The organism is Serratia bockelmannii (assembly GCF_051803255.1).
GTDB lineage: Bacteria > Pseudomonadota > Gammaproteobacteria > Enterobacterales > Enterobacteriaceae > Serratia > Serratia bockelmannii.
Map to the genome: position 1 here is coordinate 3,928,331 of NZ_CP196512.1, position 23,752 is coordinate 3,952,082.

General features: G+C 60.9%; 23 protein-coding genes. 3 read left to right on the top strand and 20 right to left on the bottom strand.

Going from position 1 to position 23,752, the window contains the following annotated elements:
* Positions 1-69: 69 nt before the first annotated feature.
* The 13 genes from ACSJLU_RS18740 to trmJ all read right to left on the bottom strand — a co-directional run bounded on the left by ACSJLU_RS18740 (position 70) and on the right by trmJ (position 10,906).
* Positions 70-1,266, bottom strand: a complete 1,197-nt coding sequence (locus ACSJLU_RS18740; protein ID WP_004941426.1) for a bifunctional tRNA (adenosine(37)-C2)-methyltransferase TrmG/ribosomal RNA large subunit methyltransferase RlmN — start codon at positions 1,264-1,266, stop codon at positions 70-72.
* Between the two features lie 236 nt (positions 1,267-1,502).
* Positions 1,503-1,928: a nucleoside-diphosphate kinase gene (gene ndk, locus ACSJLU_RS18745; RefSeq protein WP_004941424.1), complete on the bottom strand. Its 426-nt coding sequence runs from the start codon at positions 1,926-1,928 to the stop codon at positions 1,503-1,505.
* Between the two features lie 161 nt (positions 1,929-2,089).
* Positions 2,090-2,920 (bottom strand): enhanced serine sensitivity protein SseB, encoded by an 831-nt coding sequence (sseB, locus tag ACSJLU_RS18750; protein ID WP_439041020.1) that lies wholly within the window; start codon positions 2,918-2,920, stop codon positions 2,090-2,092.
* A gap of 88 nt (positions 2,921-3,008) precedes the next feature.
* Positions 3,009-4,304, bottom strand: a complete 1,296-nt coding sequence (gene pepB / locus ACSJLU_RS18755) for an aminopeptidase PepB (RefSeq protein WP_380826119.1) — start codon at positions 4,302-4,304, stop codon at positions 3,009-3,011.
* 83 nt (positions 4,305-4,387) lie between these two features.
* The gene (gene iscX / locus ACSJLU_RS18760; protein WP_006327336.1) at positions 4,388-4,588 is read right to left on the bottom strand and encodes a Fe-S cluster assembly protein IscX; all 201 of its coding nucleotides are present in this window, start codon (positions 4,586-4,588) and stop codon (positions 4,388-4,390) included.
* A gap of 32 nt (positions 4,589-4,620) precedes the next feature.
* Positions 4,621-4,956 (bottom strand): ISC system 2Fe-2S type ferredoxin, encoded by a 336-nt coding sequence (fdx, locus tag ACSJLU_RS18765; protein WP_004941417.1) that lies wholly within the window; start codon positions 4,954-4,956, stop codon positions 4,621-4,623.
* A gap of 2 nt (positions 4,957-4,958) precedes the next feature.
* Positions 4,959-6,809 carry a Fe-S protein assembly chaperone HscA gene (gene hscA, locus ACSJLU_RS18770; RefSeq protein WP_025303914.1) on the bottom strand — a complete coding sequence of 617 codons (1,851 nt, stop codon included), beginning with the start codon at positions 6,807-6,809 and terminating at the stop codon, positions 4,959-4,961.
* Between the two features lie 32 nt (positions 6,810-6,841).
* Positions 6,842-7,363: a co-chaperone HscB gene (hscB, locus tag ACSJLU_RS18775; RefSeq protein ID WP_043138098.1), complete on the bottom strand. Its 522-nt coding sequence runs from the start codon at positions 7,361-7,363 to the stop codon at positions 6,842-6,844.
* A 62-nt stretch (positions 7,364-7,425) separates the two neighbouring features.
* A complete protein-coding gene (gene iscA / locus ACSJLU_RS18780) occupies positions 7,426-7,749 on the bottom strand; it encodes an iron-sulfur cluster assembly protein IscA (protein ID WP_004941410.1) in 324 nt (107 codons plus the stop codon).
* Between the two features lie 54 nt (positions 7,750-7,803).
* Positions 7,804-8,190 carry a Fe-S cluster assembly scaffold IscU gene (gene iscU, locus ACSJLU_RS18785; protein ID WP_004941408.1) on the bottom strand — a complete coding sequence of 129 codons (387 nt, stop codon included), beginning with the start codon at positions 8,188-8,190 and terminating at the stop codon, positions 7,804-7,806.
* A 24-nt stretch (positions 8,191-8,214) separates the two neighbouring features.
* The gene (iscS, locus tag ACSJLU_RS18790) at positions 8,215-9,429 is read right to left on the bottom strand and encodes a cysteine desulfurase (protein ID WP_380826123.1); all 1,215 of its coding nucleotides are present in this window, start codon (positions 9,427-9,429) and stop codon (positions 8,215-8,217) included.
* Between the two features lie 54 nt (positions 9,430-9,483).
* A complete protein-coding gene (iscR, locus tag ACSJLU_RS18795; RefSeq protein ID WP_004941404.1) occupies positions 9,484-9,978 on the bottom strand; it encodes a Fe-S cluster assembly transcriptional regulator IscR in 495 nt (164 codons plus the stop codon).
* 193 nt (positions 9,979-10,171) lie between these two features.
* Positions 10,172-10,906: a tRNA (cytosine(32)/uridine(32)-2'-O)-methyltransferase TrmJ gene (gene trmJ / locus ACSJLU_RS18800; RefSeq protein WP_025303916.1), complete on the bottom strand. Its 735-nt coding sequence runs from the start codon at positions 10,904-10,906 to the stop codon at positions 10,172-10,174.
* A gap of 119 nt (positions 10,907-11,025) precedes the next feature.
* On the opposite strand from trmJ, the gene suhB reads away from it, so the two are divergent.
* A complete protein-coding gene (suhB, locus tag ACSJLU_RS18805) occupies positions 11,026-11,829 on the top strand; it encodes an inositol-1-monophosphatase (protein WP_025303917.1) in 804 nt (267 codons plus the stop codon).
* Between the two features lie 56 nt (positions 11,830-11,885).
* Here the strand turns inward: suhB and ACSJLU_RS18810 are convergent, their stop codons facing one another.
* Both ACSJLU_RS18810 and ACSJLU_RS18815 read right to left on the bottom strand, forming a co-directional pair.
* Positions 11,886-12,908: a nickel/cobalt transporter gene (locus ACSJLU_RS18810; protein ID WP_049204903.1), complete on the bottom strand. Its 1,023-nt coding sequence runs from the start codon at positions 12,906-12,908 to the stop codon at positions 11,886-11,888.
* A complete protein-coding gene (locus ACSJLU_RS18815) occupies positions 12,899-13,534 on the bottom strand; it encodes a DUF1007 family protein (RefSeq protein WP_028127507.1) in 636 nt (211 codons plus the stop codon). Before ACSJLU_RS18815 ends, ACSJLU_RS18810 begins: the two co-directional genes overlap by 10 nt.
* Positions 13,535-13,716: 182 nt before the next feature.
* Between ACSJLU_RS18815 and csiE the strand changes: the two genes are divergently transcribed.
* Positions 13,717-14,982, top strand: coding sequence for a stationary phase inducible protein CsiE (gene csiE, locus ACSJLU_RS18820; protein WP_049209552.1), 1,266 nt, complete (start codon positions 13,717-13,719; stop codon positions 14,980-14,982).
* Here the strand turns inward: csiE and ACSJLU_RS18825 are convergent, their stop codons facing one another.
* Both ACSJLU_RS18825 and glyA read right to left on the bottom strand, forming a co-directional pair.
* Positions 14,983-16,128 carry a 3-phenylpropionate MFS transporter gene (locus tag ACSJLU_RS18825; protein WP_025303921.1) on the bottom strand — a complete coding sequence of 382 codons (1,146 nt, stop codon included), beginning with the start codon at positions 16,126-16,128 and terminating at the stop codon, positions 14,983-14,985.
* Between the two features lie 156 nt (positions 16,129-16,284).
* Positions 16,285-17,538: a serine hydroxymethyltransferase gene (gene glyA / locus ACSJLU_RS18830; protein ID WP_025303922.1), complete on the bottom strand. Its 1,254-nt coding sequence runs from the start codon at positions 17,536-17,538 to the stop codon at positions 16,285-16,287.
* Between the two features lie 357 nt (positions 17,539-17,895).
* On the opposite strand from glyA, the gene hmpA reads away from it, so the two are divergent.
* Positions 17,896-19,086 carry an NO-inducible flavohemoprotein gene (gene hmpA / locus ACSJLU_RS18835; RefSeq protein WP_043138113.1) on the top strand — a complete coding sequence of 397 codons (1,191 nt, stop codon included), beginning with the start codon at positions 17,896-17,898 and terminating at the stop codon, positions 19,084-19,086.
* A 37-nt stretch (positions 19,087-19,123) separates the two neighbouring features.
* On the opposite strand, the gene ACSJLU_RS18840 is transcribed toward hmpA, so the two are convergent.
* The 3 genes from ACSJLU_RS18840 to patD all read right to left on the bottom strand — a co-directional run bounded on the left by ACSJLU_RS18840 (position 19,124) and on the right by patD (position 23,725).
* Complete coding sequence (locus ACSJLU_RS18840) at positions 19,124-20,308, bottom strand: c-type cytochrome (protein WP_049209555.1); 1,185 nt, start codon at positions 20,306-20,308, stop codon at positions 19,124-19,126.
* A complete protein-coding gene (locus tag ACSJLU_RS18845; protein WP_127146614.1) occupies positions 20,305-22,215 on the bottom strand; it encodes an NAD(P)/FAD-dependent oxidoreductase in 1,911 nt (636 codons plus the stop codon). Before ACSJLU_RS18845 ends, ACSJLU_RS18840 begins: the two co-directional genes overlap by 4 nt.
* Before the next feature lie 85 nt (positions 22,216-22,300).
* The gene (patD, locus tag ACSJLU_RS18850) at positions 22,301-23,725 is read right to left on the bottom strand and encodes an aminobutyraldehyde dehydrogenase (RefSeq protein ID WP_033651578.1); all 1,425 of its coding nucleotides are present in this window, start codon (positions 23,723-23,725) and stop codon (positions 22,301-22,303) included.
* Between the last annotated feature and the right edge of the window lie 27 nt (positions 23,726-23,752).

Below are 23,752 nucleotides of genomic sequence, written 5' to 3' on the forward strand. Positions count from 1 at the left end.
GCTAACGCCCGCCAGCGACATGCTTGCGCATAACAGGCTGTTAGATAACAAAAAATGGTGCTATAGGATTCAGACCGCCCGTACGTTGATAGGTTCCCCGGCCATTTTCTTCTTCAGGGTACGCTTGGTACGGTCGATCACTTCACCCGCCAGTTGCCCGCAGGCGGCGTCGATATCGTCACCACGGGTTTTACGAACAATAGTCGTAAAGCCGTATTCCATCAACACCTTGGAGAAACGATCCACCCGGCTGTTGGAGCTGCGGCCGTAGGGAGCGCCCGGGAACGGGTTCCATGGGATCAGGTTGATCTTGCACGGCGTGTCTTTCAGCACTTCCGCCAGCTGATGCGCATCGTCGGTGCTGTCGTTGATATGATCCAACATCACGTACTCGACGGTCACGCGGCCCTGGTTGGCGTTGGATTTCTCCAGATAGCGACGCACTGCGGACAGGAAGGTCTCGATGTTGTATTTGCGGTTGATCGGCACGATCTCATCGCGGATGGTGTCGTTCGGCGCGTGCAGCGAAATAGCCAGCGCCACGTCGATCATGTCGCCCAGCTTGTCCAGCGCCGGCACCACGCCGGAAGTAGACAGGGTCACGCGGCGTTTGGACAGGCCAAAGCCGAAGTCGTCCAGCATGATTTCCATCGCCGGCACCACGTTGTTCAGGTTGAGCAGCGGCTCGCCCATGCCCATCATCACCACGTTGGTGATCGGACGTTGGCCGGTCACCTTCAGCGCGCCGATGATTTTCGCCGCGCGCCACACCTGGCCAATGATTTCCGACACGCGCAGGTTGCGGTTGAAGCCCTGCTGCGCCGTCGAACAGAATTTGCACTCCAGCGCGCAGCCTACCTGCGAGGAGACGCACAGCGTCGCGCGGTCGGCTTCCGGGATGTACACGGTTTCGACCTGCTGATCGCCGACTTTAATCGCCCACTTGATGGTGCCGTCGGCCGAACGCTGTTCTTCCGCCACTTCCGGCGCGCGGATTTCCGCCACGCGCTGCAGCTTGCCGCGCAGGACTTTGTTGATGTCGGTCATCTGCTCGAAATCGTCGCAGCAGTAGTGGTAAATCCACTTCATCACCTGATCGGCGCGGAACGGCTTCTCGCCCATTTCGGCGAAGAACTCGCGCATTTGCTGGCGGTTCAGATCCAGCAGGTTGATTTTGGCCGCAGCCGGTTGCTCCACGTTAACGGAGGGGGTAGTCAGCGAATTATTTTCAGACACGGTGTGCTCGGACGTGATGGGTTCTAACATAATGATCTCTGGCCTCGTTATTACACGTTATGGCGCTAAAGAATGGACAGTAAGTTGTGCATTTCAGCCCGCATGATTCGGGTGGCGGCACTAAAAACACGCCCCTGACAAGTCGTCTTATCAGGGGCGCGGCATTGTACAAATTTTAGTAGCGGGTGGCTACGGCTGAAAGGCATTCAGGGCATTTTTATTGTTTCAGCCGGTGAATGCCTGGCTATCAGCTCAGAAATGCACGATTAACGTGCGCAGATTTCGCTTTCGTTGAAGAAGTAAGCGATTTCGCGCTGTGCGGATTCAACGGAGTCGGAACCGTGAACGGCGTTAGCGGTGAAGCTGTCCGCGTAGTCGGCGCGCAGGGTGCCGGCCAGTGCGTTGTCCGGGTTGGTTGCGCCCATGATGTCGCGGTTGCGCTGCACGGCGTTTTCAGATTCCAGAACCTGCACCATGATCGGGCCGGAGGTCATGAACTCAACCAGACCGTCGAAGAATGGGCGGCCTTTGTGCTCAGCGTAGAAGCCTTCAGCTTGTTCGCGAGTCAGACGCAGCATTTTAGCGGCGATGATTTTGAAACCGGCGCGCTCGAAACGCGCGTAGATAGCGCCGATGTCGTTGTTGGCTACTGCGTTTGGTTTAACGATGGAAAAGGTACGTTCTACGGTCATGATGGCCTCTGTATGACTTCCAAAACAGGCCGGTCTGCAATGTTGCCGGCCTTCTCAAGTGGCGCAGATTATATGTGCGCCGTTAACGCTTGCCTACGGGAAAATCAACATTTCATTAAAAAAATATGATCTTCATGGGTCATTTTAACCACGCGGCGGCGCTACTGGGTCTTGTCGGTAGACGGGATCAAATTGCGCAGCCAGCTGCCCCAGCGGCGCTGGTAAAACGGCTGCGTATGGGCGATCAGATAGTGGCTGATGCCGCGCTCGTTCTCCGACACCAGGCAGAAATCCACCGGTTCGTCGTTCGGCGCCGTTTCGCTGGCGACGCTGCCGGCCTCGTTGATCAACGCCTCGATCTCCGCCGGCTCGGCGTCCACTTCCAGCCCGACCAGCAGATTCGGCTTCTCGTCCGCCGCCTGGTCGTGCATCAGCGCCAGAAACGCGCGGCGCACCGGTTTGCGCTGGCTGAACAGCGTGGTCAACGCATCCACCATCGCCGACGGATATTCCTCGGGCTGCCCCAGCAGGATCTGGGTCTCTTTATCGACGTAATGCTCCACCGGTTTGACGACGCCGCCGGTCGCCAGCAGCATCGCCACCTCTTCCGGATAGAACTCTTTGCCGTACTCCGCCTTCGGGTTGAGGAACAGATCCGCGCCCTGGGTGATTTCGAACAGCACCCGCGCCGGCATGGCGATGAACGGCTGTTCGTCCTCAACGGCCTTCTGCAGTGCTTCCAGCGAGGTGAAGAACGGAATGATGCTGCCGCCGTCCTGCTTTTCCCAATGCTGGATATTGACCGGCGTATCCGCGTTCAGCGTGATGTCGCCGTCCTGCTGCACCTGTTCGCTGTCGCCGAGGAGCAGCACCGTGGCCTCGAGCAGTTCACGGAAGAACGCCGGGCGGTGGGCCGGCTCCGTCACCGCCAGCTTCAGCAGGCGTTCAAGTTCGTTCTCGCTCGGGGCGGCATCGTGATGATGGGAACTCATGGCAAACTCCAGGATCAAATAGCGAGGCCCAGCATGCTGGGCCCCGAAGATAATGCGCATTCTAGCGCCCGACGCGGCGGGCGTTCAATTATTTGGCTTTGCTCAGCAGCAGGTTGGCCAGGGTACGCACGCCCAAACCGGTCGCGCCGGCCGACCACTGATCCACCGCGCCTTTGCGGTAGGTGGCGGAGCAGTCGATGTGCAGCCAGCCCTGTTGGTAATTCTTGACGAAGTGCGACAGGAAGGCCGCCGCGGTGCTGGCGCCGGCGGTGTAGGCCGGGCCGGCTACGTTGTTCAGCTCGGCGAAGTTGGACGGCAGCTGGCTACGGTGGAACTCGGCCAGCGGCAGACGCCAGAACGGCTCTTGCTCGGCGGCGGCGCTGCTCAACAATTCCTGCGCCAGCGCATCGTCGAAGCTGAACAGGGCGTGGTAGTCGTTGCCCACTGCGGTTTTGGCCGCGCCGGTCAGGGTGGCGCAGTCGATAATCAGCTGCGGATTCTGCTCAGAAGCGTCGATCAGGCCGTCGGCCAGCACCAGGCGCCCTTCCGCATCGGTGTTCATCACCTCAACGGTTTTGCCGTTGCGGTAGCGAATGATGTCACCCAGTTTGAAGGCGTTGCCGCTGATCATGTTGTCGGCGCAGCACAGGTACAGCTTCACGCGCTGCTTCAGGCCGCGCGCCGCCGCCAGCGCCAGGGCGCCGGTGATGGTGGCCGCACCGCCCATGTCAGCCTTCATCGAATCCATAAAGGCGCTCTGTTTCAGGCTATAACCGCCGGTATCGAAGGTGATGCCCTTGCCGACCAGGCAAGCGAACACCGGCGCGTCCGGGTTACCGGTCGGGTTGAAGTCCAGCGCCAGCAGCACCGGCGGGCGTTCGGAACCGCGGCCGACGGTGTGGATGCCAGCATAGTTCTGCTCGCGCAGATCTTCGCCCTTGGTGATACGGTAGCTGACGGCATCGCAGCCGACGTCGCACATCAAATCGACAGCGCGGGTCGCCAGTTGCTCCGGCCCCAGCTCTTCCGCCGGCATGTTGATGGTGTCACGCACCCAGTCAACGATCTTCAGGCGCTTATCCAGCTCCTGACGCGCGGCTTCCGGCAGTTCAGCCCATTCGACGTTGCGCTGCCCTTTCGGCCCGCGATAGCCTTGCCAGAACGCCCAGCTGTTTTCCAAATCCCAACCGTCGCCGGCCAGCTTGACGTTTTTGATGCCCTGGCCATCAATTTTGCGGCCCGCGCGCTGGATCGCGCCCAGCTTGTCGGCCCCGGTCAGGTGGATGGTCATCCCTTCGCCGTTGGTGCTCAGCAGCGCTTTCTCGCCCCAGCGGGCGTCGGCAGGTTGTTGCGACAGCGTGACCTGCATGAATTCTGTTGTCATAGCCTTCTTACTCCGGATTATTCTTTTATTAATCTTGTCGGATACAAAATAAACGGGCCGCCCATGGCAGCCCGTTACGCTATTTACTCCGCTTCATCTAACCAGACCAGCAGGATCGCTTCCAGTATTTTTTCGTTGGAAGCCTGCGGATCGTCGTCGAACTCTTCGAGATCGCAGATCCACTGATGCATGTCGGTAAAACGCACGGTTTTCGGATCGGTGTCCGGGTATTGGTCGTACAGGGCTTCGCCGATTTCACGGCTGTCGGTCCACTTCAGTCCCATTATGATCTCCGGGTTGACGCTGCGGCTAACAATTAATGCTCACGCGCGTGGTTGACGGTGTAGCGCGGCATTTCGACCACCAGATCTTCGTCGGCGACCAGCGCCTGGCAGCTCAGACGGCTTTCCGGCTCCAGCCCCCAGGCTTTGTCCAGCATGTCGTCTTCCAGCTCGCTGCTCTCTTCCAGCGAATCGAAGCCTTCGCGCACGATGCAGTGGCAGGTGGTGCAGGCGCAGGATTTCTCGCAGGCGTGCTCGATTTCAATGCCGTTGCGCAGCGCAACGTTGAGGATCGACTCCCCTTTTTCGGCTTCCAGAACCGCCCCTTCCGGGCAAAGGTCTTGATGGGGCAGGAAAACAATTTTAGGCATGGTTAAACCTCATCCACAGAATGGCCAGCCAGCGCGCGGCGAATGGAGGCGTCCATGCGGCGCGCGGCAAAATCTTGCGTTTGTGCATCTAATGTTTTGATGGCGTCTTCGATAGCGGCGGGATCTTCACCCTGCGCCGCCTGCTGCAACGCCTGGGTCGCGGCGGCGATCGCCTGGCTTTCCGCCTCGCTCAGCAGCGCGGCGTCGGTGGCCAGCGCACCCTGCAGGCTTTCCAGCACCCGCGCGGCTTCCACGCGTTGCTCCGCCAGCTTGCGCGCGCCCACGTCGCTTTGCGCGTTGGCCATCGAATCCTTGATCATGCCGGCGATTTCGCTGTCCGACAGACCGTATGACGGCTTGACCTGGATCGAGGCTTCAACGCCGGTGGATTTCTCCATCGCGGTGACGCTCAGCAGACCATCGGCATCCACCTGGAAGGTGACGCGAATGTGCGCGCCACCGGCAGGCAGCGGCGGCAGGCCGCGCAGCGTGAAGCGCGCCAGCGAACGGCAATCCTGCACCAGCTCGCGCTCGCCCTGCAGCACGTGGATCATCATCGCGCTCTGGCCATCTTTAAAGGTGGTGAACTCCTGCGCGCGCGCCACCGGAATGGTGGTGTTGCGCGGGATCACTTTCTCCACCAGACCGCCCATGGTTTCCAGGCCCAGCGACAGCGGGATCACGTCCAGCAGCAGCATGTCGCTGTCCGGCTTGTTGCCCACCAGGATGTCGGCCTGGATCGCGGCGCCGATGGCGACCACTTTATCCGGATCGATCGACGTCAGCGGCGTGCGGCCGAAGAAGGCCCCCACCTGCTCACGCACCAGCGGCACGCGGGTGGAACCGCCGACCATCACCGCTTCCAGCACCTCGTCGGCGGCGACGCCGGCATCTTTCAGCGCGCGGCGGCAGGCCATCAACGTACGTTTCACCAGCGGAGCGATCAGCGCTTCGAACTGGGCGCGGGTCACCTCGCCCTGCCAGCCGGCTACCTCAACGCACACGCTGTCGGCATCGCTCAACGCGATTTTGGCGGCGATGGCGGCGTCCAGCAGTTGGCGCTGCACACCGTGATCGCTGCGATCGGCCACGCCGGCCTGCTCGCGCAGCCAGTCGGCCAGCAGGTGATCGAAATCGTCGCCGCCCAGCGCGGAATCGCCGCCGGTGGCCAGCACTTCGAACACGCCGCGGCTGAGGCGCAGAATGGAGATATCAAAGGTGCCACCGCCCAGATCGTAAACCGCGATCACCCCTTCCTGGCCGGAATCCAGCCCGTAGGCGATCGCCGCCGCGGTCGGTTCATTCAGCAGGCGCAGGACGTGCAGGCCGGCCAGACGCGCCGCGTCTTTGGTGCCCTGGCGCTGCGCGTCGTCGAAGTAAGCGGGAACGGTGATCACCACGCCATCCAGCTCGCCTTCCAGCGCCGCTTGCGCGCGCGCGGACAGAGCCCGCAGGATATCGGCGGAGACGCCAACCGGGTTAACCGGGCCGGCGGCGGTGACGATCAGCGGCAGGCCGTTGTCGCTGGCCTGAAATTGATACGGCAGGTTCGGGTAACGTTGCTGCACGTCCGCCAACGAACGGCCCATCATGCGTTTGATGGAGCTGACGGTATTGGCCGGATCCTGCGCCGCCTGTTGGCGCGCATCCCAGCCGACGCGCTGCGCGTCCGCCTGATAATGCACCACCGAAGGCAGCAAATGGCGTCCCTGATCGTCGGCCAGCGTTTCCGCTTGCCCGCTGCGCACCGTGGCGACCAGCGAGTTGGTGGTGCCTAAGTCGATGCCGGCGGCCAGGCGTCGCTGGTGCGGCGCGGCGCTGAGGCCAGGCTCACTAATTTGTAATAAGGCCATGTTGAAGCTTCCACAATCAGAATCAGAAGGTGTTACTCAAAACCCAGCAGTTTTTCTTCGAGTTGTTCAACCTGTTGCTGGAGTTTGTCCAAAAAGCGCAGCTTGCGCACGGTGTCGGCGGCATCCGCCCACTGTTCACTGTCCAACTGCTGCAGCATCAGCGCGCTGCGCTGCTTGATGGAGGTGGCCAGCCGCGCGCCGAAATCGGCCAGCAGGCTTTCCGCCTCCGGCTTGCGCTCAATGGCGTCGAGCTCTTCGCGCAGCTCCAGCTGTTCCATCAGAAAGGCGGTGTCGCGCATCGTATGCTGTTCGTTGCCCAGATCGAAGCCGTGCAAAGATAGCATATACTCCGCGCGTTTTAACGGGTGCTTCAGCGCCTGGTAGGCTTCGTTGATGGTCGCCGCCTGCTGCAACGCCATCAGGCGTTCGCGCTCCGGCTGGTTGGCGAAACGATCGGGGTGAAATTGGCGCTGCAGATCCTGGAAGCGGGACGCAAGCAGGCTGCCGTCCACGGTGTAGCGAACGGGCAGCCCGAATAAAGTAAAGTAATCCATAGCGTGCTCTGGGCGTTAGCGGATGAAGTTCCCCCGCCGAAACGGGGGAGCACGATGGACTGTCAGACGTTGAAACTCTCGCCGCAGCCGCACTCGCTTGAGACGTTCGGGTTGTTGAACTTGAAGCCTTCGTTCAGGCCTTCCTTAACGAAATCAAGCTCGGTACCGTCAAGGTAGACCAGGCTCTTGCCGTCGATGATCACCTTGATGCCTTTGTCTTCAAACACGATGTCGTCATCGTTGGCTTCGTCAACAAATTCCAGCACATAGGCCATCCCGGAGCAGCCGGAAGTTCGCACTCCCAGACGCAGGCCGAGACCCTTGCCGCGGTTCGTCAAAAACGCCTGAACACGCTGCGCAGCGCTGTCGCTCATGGTAATAGACATCACAACCTCACACTTCACATCAAAGCCCGGCGCGGCCGGGCCGATTCAGACAAATTACTTGGCGCTATGCTTGCTCTTATAGTCGGCAATCGCTGCTTTGATGGCGTCTTCAGCCAGGATCGAGCAGTGAATTTTGACCGGCGGCAATTCCAGCTCTTCGGCGATCTGGGTGTTTTTGATCGCTTCAGCCTGATCGAGCGACTTGCCTTTCATCCATTCGGTCACCAGCGAGCTGGAGGCGATGGCGGAACCGCAGCCGTAAGTTTTAAAGCGCGCGTCTTCGATGATGCCTTCATCGTTAACCTTGATTTGCAGCTTCATCACGTCGCCGCAAGCCGGTGCCCCTACCATGCCGCTGCCGACGGTAGGATCTTCGTTGTCGAAAGAACCCACGTTACGCGGGTTTTCATAATGATCGATTACTTTTTCGCTGTAAGCCATGACCTTGCTCCTGAAACCTGAGAATTAATGATGCGCCCATTCGATGCTGTTGATGTCCACGCCCTGCTTGAACATCTCCCACAGTGGGGACAGATCGCGCAGACGGCCGATGGATTTACGCACCAGTTGAATGGTGTAGTCGATCTCTTCTTCCGTGGTGAAACGCCCCAGGGAGAAACGGATCGAGCTGTGCGCCAATTCATCACTCATGCCCAGCGCGCGCAGCACGTAGGACGGCTCGAGGCTGGCGGAGGTACAGGCTGAACCGGAAGAAACGGCCAGGTCTTTCAGCGCCATGATCAGCGACTCGCCTTCAACGTAGTTGAAGCTGACGTTCAGGATGTTCGGTGCGCCGTGCTCCAGATCGCCGTTCAGATACACTTCTTCCATATCTTTCACGCCGTTCCACAGACGATCGCGCAGGGTGCGCAGACGCGACATCTCTTCGGTCATCTCTTCTTTGGCGATGCGATAAGCTTCGCCCATGCCGACGATCTGGTGGACAGGCAGGGTGCCGGAACGCATGCCGCGCTCGTGACCGCCGCCGTGCACCTGCGCTTCGATGCGGATGCGCGGCTTGCGACGCACGTACAGCGCGCCGATGCCTTTCGGGCCATAGATTTTGTGGCCGGAGAACGACATCAGGTCGACTTTCAGCTTGCTCAGATCGATAGGCAGTTTGCCCACGCTCTGGGTGGCGTCAACGTGGTAGATAATACCGCGCGCACGGCACATTTCGCCGATCGCTTCGATGTCCTGCACCACGCCGATTTCGTTGTTGACGTGCATGATGGAGACCAGGATGGTGTCATCGCGCAGCGCCGCTTCGAGCTCCTGCAGGCTGATGATACCGTTGCTCTGTGGCGCCAGGTAGGTGACTTCAAACCCTTCGCGCTCCAGCTGACGGCAGGTGTCCAGCACGGCTTTGTGTTCGGTTTTGCTGGTGATGATGTGCTTGCCTTTTTTCTGGTAGAAATTGGCAGCGCCTTTAATCGCCAGGTTGTCGGATTCGGTCGCCCCGGAGGTGAAGACGATTTCGCGTGGGTCGGCGCCCACCAGTTCGGCGATTTGGTTACGGGCGATGTCTACCGCCTCTTCCGCCTGCCAACCGAAACGGTGGGAACGGGAAGCCGGGTTGCCGAAAGTGCCGTCCAGGGTCAAAAACTGCATCATCTTCTCAGCAACGCGCGGGTCAACCGGCGTCGTTGCTGAGTAATCCAGATAAATCGGTAATTTCATTGCTCTTGTGCTCCGTACATCACTTCCAAAAACTAAAATAATTTCGCCAGCTGCTTATGCGCGCAGATTAACGTTGATAGTTTCTTGCGGACGACCGTTGGCCGTGCGGCGCGTATCGTTGTTTTGACGATCCGCCACCACCAGCACTTCCTGGTTATTGACCAGTTCTGCCAGCGTAATGTTGTTCAGGAACCCGCTGATGCGCTCGCTCAGATCGCGCCACAGGGCGTGGGTCAAGCAGCGATCGCCGCCCTGACAGCCTTCTTTGCCCTGGCAACGGGTTGCATCTACCGATTCATCGACGGCAGTGATGACAGCGCCAACGGCGATCTCACCCGCGTCTTTACCCAGCAGATAACCACCGCCCGGACCGCGCACGCTGGCCACCAGGCCATTCTTGCGCAGACGGGAGAATAATTGTTCCAGATAAGAGAGCGAAATACCCTGGCGTTCGGAAATGTCCGCCAGTGGCACCGGCCCTTCCTGGGAATGCAGCGCTACGTCAAGCATAGCGGTTACGGCATAACGGCCTTTGGATGTCAGTCTCATAGCTCAATGGTTACCTGTTGGTCAAATATGGCCGAAAGTCTGACATTCCTGAGTAAAACAGTCAACTATTTAACCTAGTAATTAACTCAAGTATTAGCACGTTTTGAACTTAGCAAGAACAAAGGTATATAAAATACATGTTATAACCTTTGGATAACTAATACTATTGTCACCCACCGTTATGCCACATCAATTAATTACCTTGATGTTTATCCTGTTTCTCGATCGACGTCAGCATGCCGCGCAGGATATTCAGCTCCTGCCCTTCTGGGCGCGCGCGGGTGAACAGCCGGCGCAGGCGGCTCATCACCTGGCCCGGATGGGACGGGCGAATAAAGCCGGTGCGCTGCAGCGTCTGCTCCAGGTGCTGATAGAAACGCTCGAGGTCATCCACCAGCGGATACGGCGTCTCTTCCAGCTGCGGCGCGCCCGCCTGTTGGCGATCGAGGTAAGCCACGCGCACTTCATACGCCAGGATCTGCACCGCCATCGCCAGGTTCAGCGAGCTGTAGTCCGGGTTGGCCGGAATGGCGACGTGGTAGTGGCACTTCTGCAATTCATCGTTGGTCAGCCCGACGCGTTCGCGGCCGAACACCAGCGCCACCGGCGCGTGCTCGCCCTCGTGCACCGCGCGCACGCCGCATTCACGCGGCTCCAGCATCGGCCACGGCAAGGTGCGAGAACGTGCGCTGGTGCCCACCACCAAGCTACAGCCGGCGATGGCGTCATCGAGGGTATCGACGATGGTGGCGTTGCCGATCACGTCGCTGGCGCCGGCAGCCAGGGCGATGGCCTGAGAATCGGGTTTGATCAGCGGATTAACCAGATAAAGGTTGGTTAACCCCATGGTTTTCATGGCTCTGGCGGTCGAGCCCATGTTGCCGGTATGTGAAGTCTCTACCAGAACAATGCGGATATTGTGCAGCATACAAACTCTGAGCGTGGCGGAAAATCGCAGCATCTTAACACAGCCGTAGGCAATTTGCCGAACAGCTGCTATACTTCGCGCCGTTTCCTGTTCTTTAACATCCTAGTTGGAAGATACCCATGCATCCGATGCTGACTATCGCCGTGCGCGCTGCGCGCAAGGCCGGTAACCTGATTGCCAAAAACTACGAAACCCCGGACGCTGTAGAAGCGAGCCAGAAAGGGACCAATGACTTCGTCACCAACGTCGATCGCGATGCAGAGCATCTGATCATCGATGTCATCCGCAAGTCTTATCCGCAACACAGTATCGTGAGCGAAGAACGCGGTGAGCTGATCGGCGAAGATCGCGATGTGCAATGGGTGATCGATCCACTGGATGGCACTGCAAACTTCATCAAACGTTTCCCTCATTTCTCCGTTTCCATCGCCGTACGCATCAAAGGCCGTACTGAAGTGGCCGTGGTTTACGATCCGATGCGCAACGAACTGTTCACCGCCACGCGCGGCCAGGGCGCTCAGCTCAACGGCTACCGCCTGCGCGGTACCAACGCCAAAGATCTGGATGGCACCATCCTGGCGACCGGCTTCCCGTTCAAAGTCAAACAGCACGCAACGCCTTACATCAACATCGTCGGCAAGCTGTTCACCCAGTGCGCAGACTTCCGTCGCACCGGTTCCGCCGCGCTGGATCTGGCCTATGTGGCCGCCGGCCGCGTAGACGGTTTCTTCGAGATCGGCCTGAAGCCGTGGGACTTCGCCGCGGGCGAGCTGCTGGTGCGTGAGGCCGGCGGCCTGGTGACCGACTTCGTCGGCGGCCACAACCACTTCAGCTCAGGTAACCTGGTCGCAGGTAACCCACGCGTGGTGAAAGCCATGCTGGCCACCATGCGTGAAGAACTGAGCGAAGCGCTGAAGCGTTAATCGCCAGAAGCGAATCGAAAAAAAGCGCTGCCGATGCAGCGCTTTTTTTATGCCCGTTAGCGGGAGAAGGGGCGGATGCCGCCGCCGAATTCCGGCTGCGCGCTGACGTACAGCAACAGCCCGGCGGCCAACAGGATCAGACCGCCGGCCAGCGCCAGCGAGCCCCAGGCCACCGCGCTCCAGGCGGCGGGCGCGCGCGAACGGCTGAGGCGCACCGCCAGCCGGCGGCTATAATGCACCAGCAGCGCCAGCATGGAGATGGTCAACGAGGTGCCGAACGCCATCGCCAGCGCGGAGATCACTCCCCAGCCGAACACGCCGATCACCTTGGAGAACAGCAGCACTAAAATCGCCCCCGAACAGGGACGCATGCCCATCGCCAGCACGATGGCGGCCTGAGTGCGCCAGTCGCTTCCCGCCTGCAGCTCGCTGTCGCTCGGCAGATGCCGGTGGCCGCAGCCGCAATTGGCGCTGTGCACATGATCCGCCGCCAATGGCGTCAGGCTGTTGATGCGCAGCGCCGGCGCCGGGCGCATCGCCTTGATCGCCGCAAACAGGCGTTTCAGCGCGCGCCAACTCAGCAGCACGCCAAGCAGCATCACCAGAATAAAGCTGCCCTTCTCCAGCCAGAAACTGCTTTGGTGCAGCTGGCGCGAAGAGAGCTGTAACACCACCAGCATCAGCGTGACCAGCGCGATCGCCACCCCGCCCTGCACCAGCGAAGCCGCGAAGGTCAGCTTCAGGCTGCTTTTCAGCCGCGCCGGATGGGTGGCCAGGTAGGTGGCGATCACCACTTTGCCGTGGCCGGGGCCGAGCGCATGCAAGACGCCATAGCCGAGGCTGAACAGCATCAGCGCCAGCCCGGCCTGCTGCGGCGCGGCCTTCACCTGCTGCAACAGCCCCGACATCTGCTGGTGCAGCGCTTTTTGCCACACCACGCTCTGCATCAGCAGCTGCGGCCAATAGTGCCACGCCAGCAGCGCGGCGGCAGCCAGCACCAGTGTGAACGGCAGCAGCGGCCACAGGCCGAAGGCCCAGTGACGCCGGCTCGTCGTCGGTTGCGAGAGATTTAACGACATTGCAGCGTCACCCGCTGGGCGAACTGTTGCCCCAGCGCCAGGTCTTCGCCGGGCGAGTCGTTCTTGTCGAGCGACAGCGCATAGGCCTGCAGCGACGCATTCGGCTGCGGCGTCATCAGCTTGTAGCTGCACTGCTGCGCCATCTCCGGCGGCAGATGCAGTGCATTTTGGTCTTTATAGGTCATATCCACGAAATAAGTCGGATCGTAAGTAGAAAGTTCGAACGGCTTGCCCGCCAGCGGCTGCGGTTCGGCCAACGGCAGCACGAACTCCAGCACCGCCTGATTGCCCTGGCGCGACAGGTGATATTCGCTGGGCAAGTTCAGATATTTCACCGGCTTGCCGTCGCGGTAAAGATCGGTGAAATAGTGCTGCCCCAGCACGTTGGCCATCACTTCCGCCGCCAGCTTTTTCCACACTTCCGAATCGCTCTTGGCGTTTTTCGCATCGTAAAGCAGATCCGCTGAGGTGATTTCATCCATCACCCACACCATTTTCAGGCCGACCAGCCGCTGGTCTTTGGCGACGAAGGTGGTATTCATGTCGATAAAGCTGTGCGGATGCGCGATCGCACCGGCGCTGAACACGGCGCCAAAGGCAGCCAAAAGACGACGTAACTTCATCATTATCCTGCCTTACCTGTATTTGTTATAACGTAACACAAATAACTGCCGAACGGCCCGCCTCTCCCGGCGATATTTGTGACGAAAGTTGTAAGCCGAAGTAAAAGCCGCGCGGTAACCCTGCCGGCACAAAGCCTTTTGCTATGCTTAGGCATAATCTCAACCTTTTATGCCGGAAGGTGATAATGAGCCTGGACACCTCTCCCGTGCCCGCGCTCTCCGGACAACAACGGCGCTGCCATCTGCTGCTGATGCTGTACACGCCGGAGCCCGAGTTACAGCTGGAGACCCTAAGCCGAATCAACGGCGTCGCCCCCCCGATAACCCGGCAAGATATAGCCGAGGTGGCCAGTGAAATCCAGCGTTTCCATCACCTGGAGATCGCCGTCGATCCCGACCATGGCTACCAACTGCGGGGCAGCGCGCTCAACCAACGCCTGTGTCTGATCCATTGGCTGCGACGGGCCCTGCGCTGCAGCCCGCGGTTCGTCGAAGACGATTTCGCCCCGCGCCTGCGGCACGCGCTGGCGGCCGATGCCGCCCCAGCGTCTGCGCTGGCTCAAGCGATCGACGCCTGCGAGCCACTGCTCAGCCGCCACTTTGACGCGCGCGACCGCCAATTCCTGCAGCATTACCTGCTCTACTGCGCCTGGCAAAATCGCCTGCAGCGCCATCCGCATTTCGACGCCGTTCAACGCGACTGGCTGCGGCAAAAGCCGGAGCAGCAGGCCGCCGCTTGGCTGCATCAGGCCTGCAACCGACTGTTTAACCAGCCGCCGCAGGCAGACGAGCGCGATTTTTTGGCGCTGACCTTCACCATGTTGAAAAATCACAGCTACCACAGCAATGACTCGGCGCAAGAGCAGAGATTGATGGCGGCGATCGACAGCATGGTCGAGCGTTTCCAGCAACTCTCCGGCATGGCCTTCAGCAGCAAGACGGAGCTGGTCAGCCAGCTGTTCGCCCACCTGGCGCCAGCGCTGGAGCGCTGCCGTTTCGCCATCGGCATCGACAATATGCTGCTGGAAGAAGTGGTGCGCAAATACCCGCGGCTAATGCGTACCACGCAGGAAGCGCTGATACCGCTGGAACAGGAATACGGCGTGCATTTTTCCAACGAGGAGGCGGGCCTGGTGGCCATCAGCTTCGGCGCCTGGCTGATGCAGGACAACGCACTGCAGGAGAAACAGGTGCTGCTGCTGACGCTGGATAACCCGCAGTTGGAAGAGGAAGTGGAATACCAGATCCGCGAGCTCACGCTGCTGCCGCTGAACATCAAGTATCTGCCGTTGAGCGACTATCTGCGCGGCGGAGCGCCGCAGGGCGTCATGCTGGTGATCACCCCTTATGCGGCGGTGCACAGCGATCCGCACCCGCCGTTGATCTATACCGAACTGCCGCTGGAAACCCGGCAGCGCCAGGCCATCCGCGCGCTGCTGGAAGCGCCTTAATCAGCGGCTGACGCTGACCGCCGGCGGCCGGATGAACAAGGCCGGCACCGCGACCGCCGCCATCACCCAGAAAACCCCGCCCTGCCAATGTTCGAACAGGAACCCGGCAATGACCGTCATGACGGCAATACCGCCGCCCATCGCCAGCGCCGAATACACCGCCTGCAGCCGGATCACCTCTTGCCCCTGGCGCGCGGCGATAAAGCGCATCGCCGCCAGATGGCAGACGGTGAAGGTGCCGCAATGCAGGATCTGGATCAGCAGCAGCCAGCCCAACTCAGTGCTGTAGGCCATCAGGCTCCAGCGCAACACGCCGCAGCAGGCGGAGAGCAACAGCAGGTTGCGCGCATTCCAGCGGCGGAACAGCACGTTGCTGCTGGCGAAAATAATCACCTCCGCCACCACGCCCAGCGACCACAGATAGCCGATGGTCGAGGCCGAATAGCCCGCCTCCTGCCAGTAAATGGAGCCGAAGCTATAGTAGCCGGCGTGCGCCCCCTGCAGCAGCGTGACGCACAACAGGAAGCGCCAGACCGGCCCTTCTTTCAGCAGTGCCCACAGCGAACGTTCGGTATCGCTGTGGGTGCGCGCTTCGCCCTGCGGCATGACGCTCGGCTTCAGCAACATGCCCAGCAGCATCGCCAGCACGCTGAAGATCAGGCTGTAGAGAATGGCGTTATGGCCCCACACCGCCACAAGCTGCCCTGTCAGCGCCGAGCCGATGACGAACGCCAGCGAGCCCCACAGCCGCACTCGGCCATAGTCCATGCGGATCTGCTTTTGCCAGGTGGCGGCCAGCGCGTCGGTCAGCGGCACCAGCGGCGAGAAGAACAGGTTGAACCCCGCTATCACCAGCATCAGCCAGCCCCAGCCGTTGCCGAAACAGAAGCCAACCGCGAAAGCCAGTGTCAGCAGCGCCAGCAGGCGCAGGGCGGAGACTAAATGAGAGGGATCTTTAACGCGGGGTGCAATCAGTAAACTGCCGAGGAAGCGGGCCACCAAACCGGCGCCGAGCAATATGCCGATGGTTTCCGGCGCGATGCCTTCGCCTTTCAGCCACACGCCCCAGAACGGTAAGAAGATGCCATAGGAAAAGAAGTAGGTGAAATAGCTGAGCGCGAGCCAACGCGTGGATTGCAGAACCATGATCCCTCCGGAGTGAGGGCAATACTTTGACAGAGCTCACACCGCCCCGCAATCTTCATTCCGCTTCAATGCGTTAGAGTGCCAGACAGCTCACAGTTTACCGCGAGCGGCCACAAAAAAACCCGCCGCAGCGGGTTTTATCAGGCAAAAGCGGGATTATGCGTAAACCGGCAGGCGGGCGCAGATATCCAGCACTTTCTTCTTGGTGCGTTCGATGGTGGCTTCATCGTTGATGTTGTCCAGCACATCACAGATCCAACCGGCCAGTTCGCGCACGTCGGCTTCTTTGAAGCCGCGACGGGTGACGGCCGGGGTGCCGATACGCACGCCGGAGGTGACGAACGGGCTCTTCGGATCGTTCGGCACGCTGTTTTTGTTGACGGTGATGTTGGCGCGGCCCAGGGCGGCGTCCGCTTCTTTACCGGTCAGGTTTTTATCGACCAGATCCAGCAGGAACAGGTGGTTATGGGTGCCGCCGGAGACCACTTTGTAGCCGCGCTGCAGGAACACGTCCACCATCGCCTTGGCGTTGACCGCCACTTGCTGCTGGTAAACCTTGAACTCAGGCTCCATCGCTTCTTTCAGCGCCACCGCCTTGCCGGCGATCACGTGCATCAGCGGGCCGCCCTGGCCGCCAGGGAACACGGCGGAGTTCAGCTTCTTGTACAGCTCTTCGTCGCCGCCCTTCGCCAGGATCAGGCCGCCGCGCGGACCCGCCAGGGTTTTGTGGGTGGTGGTAGTGACGATGTGCGCGTGCGGTACCGGGTTCGGATACACGCCGGCGGCGATCAGGCCAGCCACGTGCGCCATGTCGACGAACAGGTAAGCGCCGATGCTGTCGGCGATTTCGCGCATTTTGGCCCAGTCAACCACGCCGGAGTAAGCGGAGAAGCCGCCGATGATCATTTTCGGCTTGTGGGTTTGCGCCTGTTTGGCCAGATCGTCATAGTCGATTTGGCCTTTGTCGTCGATGCCGTAAGGCACCACGTTATACAGTTTGCCGGACAGGTTAACCGGGGAACCGTGGGTCAGGTGGCCGCCGTGCGCCAGGTTCATGCCCAGAATGGTGTCGCCCGGCTGCAGCAGCGCGGTGTACACGGCGAAGTTAGCCTGGGAGCCGGAGTGCGGCTGCACGTTGGCGTAATCGGCGCCGAACAATTCTTTGGCACGATCGATAGCCAGCTGCTCAACGATATCCACGTATTCGCAGCCGCCGTAGTAACGCTTGCCCGGATAGCCTTCAGCGTATTTGTTGGTCAGCTGGGAACCCTGAGCCTGCATCACGCGCGGGCTGGTGTAGTTCTCAGACGCGATCAGCTCGATGTGCTCTTCCTGACGCACCACTTCCTGCTCCATGGCACGCCACAGTTCCGCATCGTAATCGGCAATGTTCATTTCACGCTTTAACATCCGGCATCTCCTGACTTAAATCAGCTAACTAAAAAATCACCAAATAACTACCCGTTTGGGTTCTGGGCCACAGTGTAAACCGTTTCGCCCCACCGAAGATAGGTCTTGACAGAGGTTTTTACGCAAACGATTGGCATGAGGTGGCGCAAGGCTTTGATCCGCTAAATGCCGCCGTTTATCAACGGACATTTCCTCATGCGAACAATGCGCTTTTTTCATGTTCTGTGAGCGCGATCGACGCCCGAAGAACACCGCAACGAAAACAAGGGTATTTACAAGCGACGCGGAACCCAATAAGATGCATTTAAAATACATCATTACAATTATCGTCAAGATCCTAACCTAAGGAGCGCTTCCATGCTGGATAGCCAAACCATCGCCACCGTGAAATCCACCATTCCCCTGCTGGCTGCGACCGGGCCGAAGCTGACCGCCCACTTTTACGATCGCATGTTCGCGCATAACCCGGAATTGAAAGATATTTTCAACATGAGCAACCAGCGCAACGGCGATCAGCGTCAAGCGCTGTTCGACGCCATCTGCGCCTACGCCGCCAACATCGAGAACCTGGCGGCGCTGCTGCCGGCGGTGGAGCGCATCGCGCAGAAGCACACCAGCTTCAATATCCAGCCGGAGCAGTACCAAATCGTCGGCGGTCACCTGCTGGCGACGCTGGACGAAATGTTCAGCCCGGGCCAGGAAGTCTTGGACGCCTGGGGCAAAGCCTACGGCGTGCTGGCCAACGTATTTATCCAGCGTGAAGAGCAGATTTATCAGCAGAGCGAAACCGACAACGGCGGCTGGCGCGATCTGCGCGCATTCCGCATCCTGAAGAAACAGCCGCAGAGCGACGTGATCTGCAGCTTCGTGCTGGCGCCGGTGGACGGCGGCCGGGTGGCGGACTTCAAACCGGGGCAATACCTGGCGGTCTACATCAAGCACGACAGCCTGGAGCATCAGGAAATTCGCCAGTACTCGCTGACCACCTCACCGAACGGCGAGTTCTACCGCATCGCGGTGAAGCGCGAAGATCAGGGGAAAGTGTCCAACTACCTGCACCAGCAGGCGCAGGAAGGCGACGTGATCGACATCGCCCCGCCGCACGGCGACTTCTTCCTCGACGTGGCGCCGACCACGCCGGTGGCGCTGATCTCCGCCGGCGTCGGCCAAACTCCGATGCTCGGCATGCTCAACACCCTGCACGACAGCCAACATCAGGCGCAGGTCCACTGGCTGCACGCGGCGGAAAACGGCAGCGTACACGCCTTTGCCGATGAGGTAGCGGATATTGCCGGCCGTATGCCAAATCTGAGCCGCCATGTGTGGTACCGCGAGCCGGGTGCCGATGACGTGGAAGGCCGCGACTACCACAGCCGCGGATTGATGGATTTGAGCGCGCTGCAAGGCAGCCTGGCCGATCCGCAGATGCACTATTACTTCTGCGGCCCGGTGGCCTTCATGCAGTTCGTGGGCAAACAGCTGCTGGAGATGGGGGTAGAGGCCGAACGCATCCACTACGAATGCTTCGGCCCGCATAAGGTGCTGTAATGCTTGCGGAGCGCGGCCGTCAGACCGCGCTCCCTCTTCATTTCGCCTGCAGTTGGCGCGCGTCCTGGACCTGCTGCACCGTCACCGGCGCCGCCTGGTTGCCCCAGCTTCCCCGCAGATAGCTCATCAGATCCGCCGCCTGCCGATCGTTCAACGCCCAGCCGTAAGCCGGCATGTCGAACGCCATCGCCTGCTGCGTGATCGGCGTATGCGCCCCCTCCAGCACCACCCGCAGCGCGGTCAGCGGATTGTCCGCCGTTACCGTGGCATTGCCTGCCAGCGCCGGAATGGCGAAGTCGGTACCCTCCCCCTTATTGCCGTGGCAGGTCGAGCAGTACATTGCATAGGTCGCCTTGCCACCCGGGTTATCCGCCTGCGTGGCTGGCGCAGCGGCTTTGGCGGCAGTTTCCGGCGCCAGGCTGCGCAGGTACACCGCGATGGCGTTCAGATCGCCGTCGCTGAGATACTGCGTACTGTGGGTTACCACCTCGCTCATCGGCCCGGCGACCGCCGCATGGCGGCTGCGCCCGGTTTTCAGCAGCGCCGTCACCTCTTCCGGCGGCAGGCCGCGCAGATTGGAGGCGTACCAGCCGTCCAGCTCGGCGCCGCTCAGGAATACCGGCGCCTTACCGTCCAGGCCCTTCTCCTGCATCGCCCAGCCGCGCGGCGTGTGGCAGCTGCCGCAATGGCCCGCGCCCTGCACCAGATAGGCGCCGCGGTTCCACTCGGCGCTTTGCTGCGGATCTGCCTGATACGGCTGGTCGTCGTGGAACAGCGAGTTCCACACCGCCAGCGGCCAGCGCATCGACAGCGGCCAGCTGATATCGCTGTCGCGGTTGGCGACGTTCTGCGCCGGCACCTCTTTCATCAGATAGTCATACAGCGCGCGCATGTCTTCCGCGCTCATTTTGGCGTACGAGGTGTACGGCATCGCCGGATAAAGCCGGTGACCGTCTTTGGCGATCCCCTGCCGCATGGCGCGATCGAACTCTTCGAATGAGTAAGCGCCGATGCCGTGCAGCTTGTCCGGCGTGATGTTGGTGGCGTAGATAGCCCCGAGCGGCGTCGGGAACTTCATGCCGCCCGCCAATTCTGCGCCGCCCGGCGCGGTATGGCAGGCGGTGCAATCACCGGCTTTGGCGACGTATTCCCCGGCCGACATCGCCTGGGCAGAACCGCCGGCGGCCAGCAGGCTCAACAGGTACAGCGAGCGCAGACTCATGCTCCCTCCTTGGCGGCAACCTTGCCGTAGGCCAGTTCATTCACCGCACGCCACGCCTGATCGATCGCCGAGTTGGCGTACGGGCTCCAGTCGGCATCGGAGTTGGCGATAACGATCTTGCCGATCGGCTGCCGCGCCGTTTCGATGATTTTCTTGGCTTCATCTTCGTCGTCAAACAACCCGTTGAGGAAGTAGGAGTAACCGTGTGACCAGCGGTTGACGGTGATCGCCTGAATGTCGCGCTGATGGTCGAAACCGGCGTCGCCCAACATGCCCTGCAATTGTTCGCGGATCATCTGTTCGTGCACCTCGAACGGCGTGCCCAGCAGCAGCGCGCGCCCTTTGCGCGACTGCTCGCGCGGGCTGAGGCCGCTGCCCGGCAGCGTCGGCACATAGACCATATGCAGGCCGATTGGCCGATCCGGATCGCGCGGGTGCTGGTACCCGCCCATGCTCACCGGGTAGTCCAGCTTCACGCGGCTGTACGGCGCGGCCGGCGAATAAATTTCGTGCACGCCCAGCTTGATGAACGGCTGCCAGTTGCGGATCACCACCTTGCTGTACACCAGCGGCGCCTTGACGTTCTGCTTCAGCGCCTCCTGCTGCTCGTGCGACATCTCCGGCACCAGATACGGGATCATCATGTTGTAGCCGGCCATCACCACCTGTCCGGCGCGCACCTTGGTCATCTTCTCGCCGGTCATATAGGTGACTTCCACCTTGTCGCCGACGTTGGCCGCGTGCAGCCCGGTGCTGTTTAAACGCAGCTTCACCGGCGACTCCGGCCGATCGAGCTGGCTGTAGTCGAATTTGGCCAGCACCACGTCGTTCATGTCTTTGCCGGCCGGCGCCACCGCCGGGATCAGCTTGCGCACCATCAGGCGCGCCAGCGTGGCGTTGCCGTCCGGGAAGTGGAACACGTAAGGATCGTCGAGATCCGCCTGCGACTCTTCGTCCAGCGGCGGCAGATTCATGCCGCCGAGGCCCGGCAGATCGCAGATGCGTGCATCGCTGCACGAGGTGCCGTCGATGCCCACCGCCTGGAAGTCGTTGGTGGTCTGCTGGAAATACCGGATCGCCAGCTCGCTCAGGCCCACTTTTTCACGCAGGAACTGGGTGTAGCTGTGGGTATCGAGCCACTCGACCTTCTGCTCCAGCGTCATCTCCGGCAGATAATCTTTCTCCACCGTATGCAGCGCGATCAGCGCCTGGCGATCGCTTTCCGGCAGTGGGAAATCGCCGATGAACGCTTCATAAGAGCGGCCGTTGAGGCGATCGCGCGGAATGTCGTCCGCCACCGTGCGGCCCGGATCGCCGCTCACCACCTTGTCGACGCCGAAGTTCTTGCGATCGAAGTAAACCCCACGGCTCAGGTTCAGATCCGGGTAGAAGGTGGTGTCAAACGCCTGCTCCAGTTGGTCGATATCGACGCCGAGCTTGCGCAGCAGCCCCATCGCCACCGGGCTGAAGTTGGAGCGCGGCGACTGCAGCGATTCACTGCCGCCGTAGCCGAGCAGCATGCCGTCGTCGGTGTTGAATTCGTTGCGCTTGGCGTGGCCGCCGAAGTCGTCATGGTTGTCGATCAAAAGAATGCGCTGCTGCTCGCCTTTCAGCTGCTGCCAGAAACAGGCGGCCGCCAACCCGCTGATGCCGGCACCGACCACCACCAGATCGAACTCTTCAACGGCGGGTACGCTGCTGAAATCAAAGGTTTTGCCGTCGCGCCCCAGTTGATGCGCATGCTCGAACGAGCCCGGATGGTTACCCCGCAGCCCGGTCAGCGCCGGTGGGTAGTACAGGGTTTGATTGGCGGTTTGCGGCGACGCGCGCAAGATTTGCAGCGGCGTCAACCCGGCGGCGATGGTGATCGCCACCCCGTTGAGAAAATCGCGTCTGGTGATACCCATATAGGCTTCCTTTCAATTTTTATTATCATCAGCCGGCCGGAGCCGGCTCGAAGGCCGCGCTATTGTGCGGATAATTACTGTAAAATCAATGTTTGAACATTACATGACGAATGGCCGTGTAATCCTCCAGCCCGTACATCGACATATCCTTGCCGTAGCCGGACAGTTTCTGGCCGCCGTGCGGCATTTCGCTCACCAGCATGAAGTGGGTGTTCACCCAAGTGCAGCCATATTGCAGCCGGGCGCTTAAGCGATGCGCGCGGCCCACGTCGCGGGTCCACACGGACGACGCCAGCCCATAGTTGGATTCATTCGCCCAGGCCAGCACCTGCTCTTCATCGTCAAACGGCGTCACCGTCACCACCGGGCCGAACACTTCGCGCTGCACGATCTCATCGTCCTGGCGCGCGCCGGCCAACAGCGTCGGCTGGAAATAGTAACCCGGCCCTTTCACCTTCTCGCCGCCGGTCACCACCTGCACGTGCGGCAACGCTTTGGCGCGCTCGACAAAACCGGCGACCCGCTCCAGATGCTGGGCGGTAATCAACGGCCCCAGTTCGGTGCTCTCGTCGTCCGGCGCACCAATCTTCAGGCTGGCCACCGCCTCGCCCAGCCGCTTCACCAGCTCGGGATAAATGCTTTTCTGCGCGTAGATACGGCACGCGGCGGTGCAATCCTGCCCGGCGTTGTAGAAACCGAAGCCGCGAATGCCGTCCACCACCTGCTGCAGATCGGCATCGTCGAATACCAACACCGGCGCCTTGCCGCCCAGCTCCATATGGGTGCGCTTAATGCCGGCGGCGGTGTGGGCGATGATGTGCTCGCCGGTGGCGATCGAGCCGGTCAGCGACACCATGCGCACCTTGTCATGCCCGGTCAGTCGATCGCCGACGCCGGCGCCGCGGCCGAACAGCACGTTGAGCACGCCCGGCGGGAACAGCCCGGCGGCCAGTTCGGCCAGTTTGAAAGTGGTCAGCGGCGTTTGCTCCGACGGCTTGATCACCACGCAGTTGCCCGCCGCCAGCGCCGGCGCCAGTTTCCAGGCCGCCATCATCAGCGGGTAGTTCCACGGGGCGATCGAAGCCACCACGCCGAGCGGATCGCGGCGGATCATCGAGGTATGCCCGGCCAGATACTCGCCGGCGGCCATGCCGGTCAGGCAGCGGCTGGCCCCGGCGAAGAAGCGAAACACGTCGGCCACCGCCGGCAGTTCGTCGTTCAACACGCAGTGATAAGGCTTGCCGCAGTTGAGCGACTCCAGCCTGGCGAAGGTCTCGGCATGCTCGTCGATCAGATCTGCCAGCTTGAGCAGATGCTCGGCGCGCTCCTTCGGCGTGGTTTGCCCCCAGGCGGCGAACGCGGCATCCGCCGCCAGCACCGCGCGATCGACCTGCTCCGGGCTGGCCTCCGCCACCTGCGCGATCACTTCGCCGGTCGCCGGGTTATACACCGGCTGGGTCGCGCCCTGGCCATTCACCAGTTGGCCGTCAATCAACAGTTGGCTTTGCATAGGGTTATCCTTTTATCAGAGGTCGGG